Annotated in this window: 10 protein-coding genes; 7 read left to right on the forward strand and 3 right to left on the reverse strand. The window is 74.4% G+C overall.

The window, feature by feature from the left end; all coding sequences use genetic code 11:
* Positions 1-542: 542 nt before the first annotated feature.
* The 3 genes from ACFYM0_RS24600 to ACFYM0_RS24610 all read left to right on the forward strand — a co-directional run bounded on the left by ACFYM0_RS24600 (position 543) and on the right by ACFYM0_RS24610 (position 2,049).
* The gene (locus ACFYM0_RS24600) at positions 543-1,226 is read left to right on the forward strand and encodes a hypothetical protein (protein ID WP_388504865.1); all 684 of its coding nucleotides are present in this window, start codon (positions 543-545) and stop codon (positions 1,224-1,226) included.
* Positions 1,227-1,359: 133 nt separating this feature from the next.
* Positions 1,360-1,740 carry a hypothetical protein gene (locus ACFYM0_RS24605; protein ID WP_388504867.1) on the forward strand — a complete coding sequence of 127 codons (381 nt, stop codon included), beginning with the start codon at positions 1,360-1,362 and terminating at the stop codon, positions 1,738-1,740.
* Between the two features lie 150 nt (positions 1,741-1,890).
* On the forward strand, positions 1,891-2,049 hold the full coding sequence (locus ACFYM0_RS24610) for a hypothetical protein (RefSeq protein WP_388504869.1): 159 nt from the start codon (positions 1,891-1,893) through the stop codon (positions 2,047-2,049).
* Between the two features lie 275 nt (positions 2,050-2,324).
* Here ACFYM0_RS24610 and ACFYM0_RS24615 read toward each other — a convergent pair whose 3' ends face one another.
* From ACFYM0_RS24615 to ACFYM0_RS24625, 3 genes are all read right to left on the reverse strand, one after another.
* Entirely contained in the window at positions 2,325-2,738 is a 414-nt protein-coding gene (locus ACFYM0_RS24615; RefSeq protein ID WP_388504871.1) for a hypothetical protein, read from the reverse strand.
* 70 nt (positions 2,739-2,808) lie between these two features.
* Positions 2,809-3,216 carry a RidA family protein gene (locus ACFYM0_RS24620; protein WP_388504873.1) on the reverse strand — a complete coding sequence of 136 codons (408 nt, stop codon included), beginning with the start codon at positions 3,214-3,216 and terminating at the stop codon, positions 2,809-2,811.
* 33 nt (positions 3,217-3,249) lie between these two features.
* Complete coding sequence (locus ACFYM0_RS24625; protein WP_388504875.1) at positions 3,250-3,723, reverse strand: RrF2 family transcriptional regulator; 474 nt, start codon at positions 3,721-3,723, stop codon at positions 3,250-3,252.
* 121 nt (positions 3,724-3,844) lie between these two features.
* On the opposite strand from ACFYM0_RS24625, the gene ACFYM0_RS24630 reads away from it, so the two are divergent.
* From ACFYM0_RS24630 to ACFYM0_RS24645, 4 genes are all read left to right on the forward strand, one after another.
* A complete protein-coding gene (locus tag ACFYM0_RS24630) occupies positions 3,845-4,672 on the forward strand; it encodes a hypothetical protein (protein ID WP_388504877.1) in 828 nt (275 codons plus the stop codon).
* Positions 4,673-4,765: 93 nt separating this feature from the next.
* Entirely contained in the window at positions 4,766-6,805 is a 2,040-nt protein-coding gene (locus ACFYM0_RS24635) for an FUSC family protein (protein WP_388504879.1), read from the forward strand.
* 175 nt (positions 6,806-6,980) lie between these two features.
* Positions 6,981-7,718, forward strand: a complete 738-nt coding sequence (locus tag ACFYM0_RS24640) for a hypothetical protein (RefSeq protein WP_388504882.1) — start codon at positions 6,981-6,983, stop codon at positions 7,716-7,718.
* Between the two features lie 16 nt (positions 7,719-7,734).
* Positions 7,735-8,991, forward strand: coding sequence for a sensor histidine kinase (locus ACFYM0_RS24645; RefSeq protein WP_388504885.1), 1,257 nt, complete (start codon positions 7,735-7,737; stop codon positions 8,989-8,991).
* The last annotated feature ends 143 nt before the right edge of the window (positions 8,992-9,134 follow it).

Raw genomic sequence — 9,134 nt, forward strand, 5'->3', positions numbered from 1 at the left:
CCTGGCGGACGCCCTGCGGGAGGCCGCCTCGGAACGCTTCCCGGGCACCGGCCCGACACCTCCGAAGGGGGCAGGAGACGACGCAGGGACCGCGGTAGGGGCAGTGGCAGCGGCCGGGGCTTCGGCGGGGCAGTCCGAAGCGGACCGGGTGGGAAAGTCCGGAAGGTGAGGGGAACCCATGGCCAGGGCATATGCGTATGGATCATTCATGATCCAAGGACAAGCGGCCCGTGCCGCCCTCGCAACTCAGGCCGACGGCCCGGCACATCGGTCCGCTTGACAGGTTTTCGCATGTGGCAGAACGTGCCGCCGATCCGACACGCCCAAGGTCCGCCCTTGACGTTCTCACCCGTTCGGGCGCACACCCCCCACACCCGGTCCGGCCCCGGCCCACCGCCCGCCATCTGCGAAGACGTGCCCGAGGGAGGTCCGTACGGCGATGACTTGCCGTCAGTTGTCCGTGTTACGCGCCCCGCCGGGGGGTGGGGAGGGGTCCACTGCTCTCGGGACCGGCCGCCCGAGCCGGACCAGGAGGGATTCCCATGCCCCGCGCCAAGTGGGTGGTCGGCGTACTGACGGTGACTCTGCTGTGCACCGGACTCGGGGTGTTGCGCACCACCGAAGGCGGCCGGCCTACCGCCCCGACCGCGGGCGACGCCCTGCCCTCACGGGTCCTGGGGCTGTCCGGCCCGCGCCGGCTGGCCCGGCAGCTGGAGCATTCGGGCGGACACACCACCGGCAAGGGCTCCCGGCGGCCCGGACGGTCGGGGGTCACGGCCCTTCCGGCCTCGCCGCCGCTGCGGCTGCTCATCCCGGCCCTCGGAACGGACGTACCGCTGACGGACGTACCGCTGACGGGCGGTACCCCGCCGGGCGCGAGGGACGCCGGGCCCGGCGGGCCGTACGCGGCGGACCTCGAACCCGGGGCCGCCGACGCCAAGCCCCCCGCCCCGGACGACGCCGTGTGGGACTCCGCGGGCCCGGCCCCGGGCGCGGCCGGCACCGCCGTGGTCTCCGGAGACCTCCCCCGGCTCGGCGAACTCCGGCGCGGGCAGACGATCGAGGTCACGCGCGCCGACCGGCGTACGGCCGTGTTCACCGTGACCAGGGTCTCTCCCGGGATCTCCGGGCGGGGCGGACCGTCCGGCCGGGCCCAACTCCGGCTGGTCAGCGGTGAAACAGCCGTCTTGGCCCGCCTCACCGGCCACCGCCGCACCCCGCGCTGACCGGCGGCGGCCCCTGAAGGCGGACACCCCCTGCGGCCACCTGACGGTCCGTGGGGGGTGTCTTCGTCCCCCGGTCGAGGGACGCTGCGGTCCCGGCGGAGAGTCCGCCCGCGTGTCGGGGCACACCCTCCGCATGAGCGGGACGCGACGTGCGCCGACGGCACCGGACAGGGCCCTGATGACGGCCCTGACGGTGCTCTGCGTCGTGCTGCTGTGCCTGTTCGGCATCGGCGGCGCCGGTCCGTCCACCGCGACGGCCGAAGGCCCCCGGCCCGCGCCCACCGCCCCCTCCGAACCCACCGAGGCACCGGCCGATCCGGCCGGCGATCCCGAAGTACGTGTGGCGGTACGGGTGCCCGCGCGCGGCGTCCCCGGCGTACGGGGACTACAGCGGCCGGTGTTTCACGTGAAACCTGCCCGGTCCGGCCCCAAGGAGCCGGTCCCGGACCCGACGGGGGCGATCGCATCCGCGGCATCCCTGCGGGCGGTACGGAGTGTGGTCCTGCGCTGCTGACGGGGCCGAGAGGCCGAGCAGCAGCACCGCGCGCCCGGCACGGCCTACAAGGCCGGCCCACCGGGCACACCGGGCACACCGGGCACACCGGGCACCCGAGCACCCCTGGCGCGCGTCCCCCCACACCCCCGAACACCGTGAGGTTCCGCCATGCCCTTCGACCCGTACCTCGCCCTGAACGCCATGCTCCGCGCCGAGGCCGCCCGCTTCTCCCCGCCGGCCCCGCCCGCACGCCAGCAGGAACCCGAGTCCGCCAAGACCGCCCAGACCGCCGCCGAGGCCCCGGCCGGAGACGACACGGCCGCGTAGGGCGTCGCGCAGGGGCGTCCCGACATGAGGAGGCACCGGTTCCCGCGCCCTCGGCAACGGAGAGTGGTCACGTGAGGTTCGACCACGGGGCACGGGAACCGGCGCCTCATTCAGTCTCGGCCACCACCCGCCCACCCACCTCGGTCTTTTGTCCGTATTTGCACCGCCGAAAGTACCGGTCCAGCCGAGTTGTCCCCCATGACGTACGCCGGAGCCCCGACCCCCCGCGCACGGCGGGTGGCCGGGGCTCCGTCGGGCTCGGACGGCTCCTACTCCTACGAGGCGTTGCGCGTGTGGTAGCGGTAGAAGGCGGCCACGCCGACCCCCGCACCGACGAGCAGACCCAGGCCCGAGCTCTTCAGGATGGACTCGCCGGCCAGGCTGTACAGGTAGCCGAAGGAGATGCCCGCGAAGATCCCGTACGCCGCGGCGTGCGGCTCCTGCGCCAGCCGCGGGCCGATCCGGGCCAGCGCCACCAGGCAGGCGGCGAAGATCGCGCCGCACAGGATCCCGTAGAAGACGTTTCCCGCGTCGACGGGCCCCATCTGACGCTTCATGAAGGCGGCGTAGACGCCGTAGACCAGTCCCATGAGCAACGGTCGTACGAGGGCCGACCTGCTCGTGTGGGCCGCCGTACCGGACGCCGGCTGCCGGTGCCCCCGGGGGGCGGTGGGTGCCGCATGTGCCATGACGGGCTCCTCTCTCCCATCCTCCAGGGCACACCCGCAACCCGGGACCGGCAACCGGAGCAGTCCGGCCCTAGGCCGCCGAAGGCGCCCGGACCGCCACCGCGTCGATCTCGAAGAGCATGTCCGGCAGGGCGAGCGCGGCCACCCCGATCAGCGTCTGCGCGGGCAGTTCGGTGCCCCAGGCGGCGTGCAGGTGCTCCAGCAGCACCTCCAGCTTCTCCTGGTCGTGCCCGACGACGTACGTCCCGATGCGGACGACGTCGCCCAGGCCCAGGCCCACGGCCTCCAGGGCGGTGCGGAGGTTGGCGAAGGCCTGCCCGACCTGGGCGTCGAACGCGTCGGAGACGACGTGGCCGGTCGGGTCGGAGCCGTACTGGCCCGCTATGAAGACCTGCTCTCCGGGCGCGGAGACGACGTGGCTGTAGCCGTAGCCGGTGGGGTCGTGGAGTTCTGCCGGGTTGGTGATGCTGCGCGTCATTCCGAGCTCCTGGGGCTTTGTCCGAAGGGTGGGTCAGCGGGCGGCGGCGAGCCAGGCGCGGAGCTGCTCGGGGGACCCTGGGGCCTGCCGTTCGGCCTCCTGCCGGATCTCGTCGAGGGTCTGGGCGGCCAGCGCGCGGCGCCAGGCCAGTTCGGCCCGGCCCATCGCGTGCGCGATGGCGCAGTCGGCCGCGGGCGGCTCCTCGCCGGCGCCGGGGCCCTGCCGGCGGATCTCCGCGCACCGGAAGGCCTCGTCCGGCCCTTCGACGGCGGCGACCACGTCCATGAGCGAGACGGAGTCGAGCGGGCGCGCGAGGCGGAAGCCGCCCCGCGGGCCGGGCGTGGAGGTGACGATGCCCGCCCGGGCCAGGGCCTGCAGCTGCTTGTTGAGGTACGCGGCGGGCAGTTCGTGCCAGGCCGCCAGCCGCGCCGCCGAGACCGCCCGGCCGTCACCGCTCCAGGCCAGGTTGATGCAGCTGTGCAGGGCCCATTCGACGCCCTCGCTCATTTTCATAATCTGGATATTAGATGTCCAGATTAAGGTGGGCAAGGGAGACCCTCCCCTCTCCCACCACCCGGCCGCAGCAACCCGGCTCGCGCCGCACGCCCGGCCCCCTTTCCCTGGTGACGTGCGGACCTTCCTCTCGGCGGTACTCATCGCGCTCGTGGCCCTGCTGGTGCCCGCGAGCGCCGTCGCGTACTGGGCCGATCACGAACTGGGCAGCGCCGACCGCTACACCGCGGCCATGTCCCCGCTCGCCTCGGATCCCGCCGTGCAGAACCTCGTCGTCACCCAGGCCGGCCGGGCCCTCTCCGGGCAGCTCGACGCCGGCCCCTTCCAGGGCGGGGTCGACGCCCTGCTCGGCGAGGCCCTGCGCTCCTTCGTCTCCACCCCGGCCTACCGAACCGCCTGGGACGCCGCGAACCGCGCCGCCCACGGCGCCTTCTTCCAGGCACTGACCACCGGTGACGGCAACGCCGTGACCATCGACCTCGCGCCCGTGATCGCCCGGGTCAAGGACGACCTCGTCGAGAACGGGGTGCCGTTCGCCGACCGCATCCCCGTGACCCACCTCTCGGTGAAGGTCATGGAGTACGACAACCTCGGCGCGCTCCGGAAGGGCTTCCGCATGCTGCAGATCGCCGGGGTCTGGCTCCCCGTGCTCACCGTGCTGCTGGCCGCGACGGCCATCGCCGTCGCCGTCCGGCGCCGCCGGGCCGTCCTGGCCACCGGGCTGGGGCTGGCCGTCGGAGCCGTCCTGCTGTGGGCGGCCGTGGTCCTGTGCCGCCGCCTCACCCTGGACGACCTGCCGGCCGACATCGACCGGGCCGCCGCCGAAGCCGTGTACGACGCCCTCACCGCGTTCCTTCGGACCACCGTCTGGGTGGTGCTGGCCGTCGGGCTGGCCGCCGCGCTGGCCGCCTGGCTGACGGGCCGACTGCGCCGCACCCCATAAGCTCGGAACGGGCGGATTGACGCGCAAATCCGTAGAACAATCCGTAGAACAGCGCAGAAGAACCGATTCACGAGCGGCGGCACGGAAGCGGGAATGAGCACCGAACGCACCGAAGACATACCGTCCGGGCGGGCCGGGCGGACGGACCGGGCCGGGCCGGCAGCCGGACGGTTCGGTCCGCTGGCGCCGCCCGCCTGGCTGCTGAAGGGTCTCCGGCCGAGTTCCGCACCGGTCCCCTGGGCCGCCGCGCTGCGCGCTGCCGTGGCCCTGGCCCTGCCGCTGGCGGTCGGTTTCGCCGTCGACGAGCCCGAGTACGGCGCTCTCGTCTCGATGGGCGCCCTGTCCGGGGTCATCGGCGACACCGCGGACGCCTACCGGATGCGGATCCTGAACATCGCCGTGCCCCAGTTCTTCGGGGCCGTGGGCGTGGCGCTGGGCACCCTGGTCTTCGGGCACGGCTGGGTCGCGGTCGGCGTCCTCACCCTGATCGCCCTGGTCTCCGGGATGATCTCCTCCATCGGCACGGTGGCCTCCGTCTCCGGGCTGCTGCTCCTGCTGAACGCCGTCGTCGGCGCCGGCCTGCCCATGCCCAGTCCCTGGTGGACGGCTCCGCTGCTGCTGAGCGCCGGCGGGCTGTTCGTCCTCCTGCTGACCCTGCTGGGCTGGCCGCTGCGCGGCCGGCAACCGGAGCGAGCAGCCGTCGCCGCCGCCTACCGGGCCCTGGCCGACTCCCTGGAAGCCGCGGGCGGCCCCGGACCCGCGTACGAGGCGCGCCGCCAGCAGGTCACCCAGGCCCTGAACCACGCCTACGACCTGGTACTGGGCCGCCGGGCCCGGGTGCACGGCCACAGCCCCTCGCTGGTGCGGATGCTGGCCCAGCTGAACGTACTGATCCCGCTCGTCGAGGCCGCGCCCGCCGCGCACCTGCGCCGCAGACCGCTGTCCCCCGCGATCCCGGAGGCCGTACGGAAACTGGCGACGGCGGTCGAGGAGGGCCGCACGGACACCCCCGTACTCGACCTGCCCGCGCCGGACGGCCAGTCCGAGCGGGCCATCGACGCGGCCCTGAGGCACGCCGCGACCATCGTTCCGCTGGCCGAGCCTGACATGCACAACGTGGACGACCGCCTCGGCCGGCCCGCCGCACTGCGGGTCCGGGCCCGCAGGGTGGTCCGCGACATGATGTTCTCCGAGGCCTCCTGGCGGTACGGGCTGCGGCTCGCGCTGTGCATCGGGCTGGCGCAGTCCCTCGTATCGGTGGTGGAGATCGAGCGCTCCTACTGGGTCGCGCTGACCGTCACCTTCGTCCTCAAGCCCGACTTCGGTTCGGTGTTCTCCCGGGCCGTGCTGCGCGCGCTGGGCACCGCCGGCGGGCTCGTCGTCGCGGCCGCCGTGCTTTCGGAGGTGCCCCGGGGGTGGTGGGACGTGCCCGTCATGGTGGTCCTGGCGGCCCTCATCCCCGTCTTCTCGGTCAAGGGCTACGCCTTCCAGACCGCGGCGATCACCCCGGTCATCCTGCTCCTCTCCGACCTGCTCAACCACCAGGGCTTCGACCTGGTCCGGCCGCGGCTGCTCGACAGCCTGATCGGCTGCGCCATCACCCTGGTCGCCGGGTACATGCTCTGGCCGGAGAGCTGGCACACCCGGATCGGCGACCGGCTCGCCGACGCGGTGGACGACGCCGCCCGGTACGTGGAGCGCGCCTTCGGCGGCGACCCCGACACCGAAGCCGGACTCCGGGCGGCCCGCACCGCCCGGCTCCAGGCCCGCCGCCGCATCTACCGGGAGCTGTCCGGCGTGCGCAGCGAGTTCCAGCGGGCGCTGACCGAGCCGCCGCCGACCGGGGAACGGGCCGCCGCGTGGTGGCCGCTGGTGGTCGCCGTGGAGCGGATCGTCGACGCGACGACGGCCGCCCGGGTCCGGGTCAACCACGGTGCGCAGCCCCCGGGCCCCCACGAGGTCGAGGGGATCGCGGCAGACCTCCGGGCCCTGGCCCACGGCGTCCGCCGGGTCGACTCCCCCACCCTGCTCCGCCCCACCCCGCCCCCCGAGGTGGACGAAACCTCCGTCCTCTCCCCGGTCCGCCAGGAACTCGCGGCGGCCAGAGCCCTCGCCCACCCCACCCACGACTAGGCCGTCTCTTTCGGATCTTGCCTGGCCCACGCCGCCCGCCGGGCTCGCCCGAATCCAGCCCCGCCGGCGCTCGAGGCGCAGGAGTCCGGGGGCGGAGCCCCTCGGCGGCGTCGCGCCGTCCCTCCAATGGCTCTGCCCCCGGGCCCGCCCCGGTCCCACGGGGGAGCATCGGGGCATGAGCCTCCGCCGGCGCAGCCGGGCGATCCTCTTCACGGCCGCCACGGCCACCCTGGCGGCCACGACGGGCTGCGCCGACGTCGAGGGCCTCCAGAGCGACGGCGACCTGGGCACGGCCCGCGCCCCCCGCACCCTGTGGAAGGACATCCGCCCCGACCCGCCGGCCCCCGGCCAGCAGCCCGGCACGGCCACCGTCGTCCCCGGTCTCGCCAAGGTCCCCGGGCTGTCCATGCGGGGCGTGAACGCCGTGGACGTCGTACGGGCCGACATCACCGCCGCCAACACCGCCGACGCCGGCACCGGCCGGCTCGTCGACCCCCGGGCGATCCAGCGCATCGCGCTCTGTACACAGGCTGTGGACGGCGGACCCGACTGCCCCGTCCGGCCCGCGGTACTGGCCGATGTGACGGGCAACGGCACGGAAGAGCTGATCACCGCCCTGGACATCGACGGCCGGGTCAGCGAACTGCGCGTCTACACCGTCCAGGACGACGGAACCATCGCCCGCATCCTGTCCCGGCGCGGGGTGCTGGAAGGCGTGGAAGTGGCCGCCGAGCACTTGGCAGTGCGCGAGCCGACTTCGAACCCGAAGAAGGTCTCCATCTCCGACTACGTATGGGACCCGGAGGCCGGGATCATGAACCTCTCCCAGCTCACCCTGGACGAGTGCCCGAACCAGGGCGACACCTCCCCCTGCCCTCTCCCGGGCACCGGCACCGGCACCGGCACCGGCTGAGGAGGCCGGGATCCCGATGCGTCGCACGAGCAGCCTGCGGTGGAAGATCGCCATGACCACCACGGCGGTGTGCTGCGCCGTCGCGGCCGTGCTCGGCATCCTCGTGCACAACGTGGTCGCCCGCCAGCTCGTCGGCGAGGTCCGCAAGGACGTGGACCGGGAGCTGGACTACGCCCTGAGCCAGTACGAGTACGGCACCGCGCACGGCGACGGGAACAGCGCCCTCGACCCGCCCGGCCTCCCGGCCCCGCTGCGCGAGCTCGTCGCCCGCGGACTGACGGGCAGCATGACCGGCACCCAGGACGGCAAACCCGTCATGTGGGCGGCCGGACCCGCCGACGGCAAGCCCCTCGCCGTCTGGGTCCCCTACGAGAGCACCCGCACCCGGCTCCGGGAGACCGACGCCGCCATCCTGGTCTCCGCCGTCCTCGCCGCCGGGGTGGTGGCCCTCGCCGGCCTCTTCCTCGCCAACCGCATCAGCCGGCGGCTCGCCACCACGGCCGCCGTGGCCCGCCGGATCAGCGCCGGGGACCTCGACGCACGCGTCGGCTTCCCGGCCGGAGGGGAAGGGTCGCGCCCCCGCTCCCGGGACGAGGTGCGGGACGTGGCACAGGCCCTCGACTCCATGGCGGCCTCGCTCCAGGCCCGGCTGGAGGCGGAGAAGCGGTTCACGGCGGACGTCGCGCACGAGCTGCGCACCCCGCTCACGGGCTCCCTGGCCGCGGCCGCGCTGCTGCCCGAGGGGCGGCCCAAGGAGATGATCAACGACCGGCTGAGGGCCCTGCACCTGCTCACCGAGGACCTGCTGGAGATCTCCCGGCTGGACTCGGGCGTCGAACGGGCCGACCTGGCCAGGGTGGAACTCGGCCGCGCGGTGGAGCGGGCTGCGGCGAGCACCCGGCTGCCGGTCACGGTACGGGTCGAGCGGGACGCGGTGGTGCTCACCGACCGGCGCCGGCTGGACCGGATCCTGGCCAACCTGCTGGTCAACGCCCACAAACACGGGCTGCCGCCGGTCGAAGTGACCGTCACCGGCCCGCTGGTGACCGTACGCGACCACGGGCCCGGCTATCCCGCCGAGCTGATCGAACAGGGCCCGAGGCGCTTCCGCACCGGGGATCCGGGGCGCGGACGGGGCCACGGGCTCGGCCTGACCATCGCCGCCGGGCAGGCGGAGGTACTGGAGATCGAACTCCGCTTCTCCAACGCCCCCGACGGGGGCGCCGTGACCACGCTCCTACTGCCGGTCGGGCGCCTGCCGGACGGAAGTTGAGCGGGGGCGGGGGGGGGGGGTGTGGGGGGGAAAACCCCCCCCCCCCCCCCCGGGCCACCCCCCCCCCCCCCCGGCGCCGGGCCGCCCGCACACCCCCCCGAGGTGGGGTGAGTGGCGGGCGGCCGCCCCGCCCGCCCCGCCGC

The organism is Streptomyces sp. NPDC006487 (assembly GCF_042870555.1).
In the GTDB taxonomy this organism is placed as follows: Bacteria; Actinomycetota; Actinomycetes; order Streptomycetales; family Streptomycetaceae; genus Streptomyces.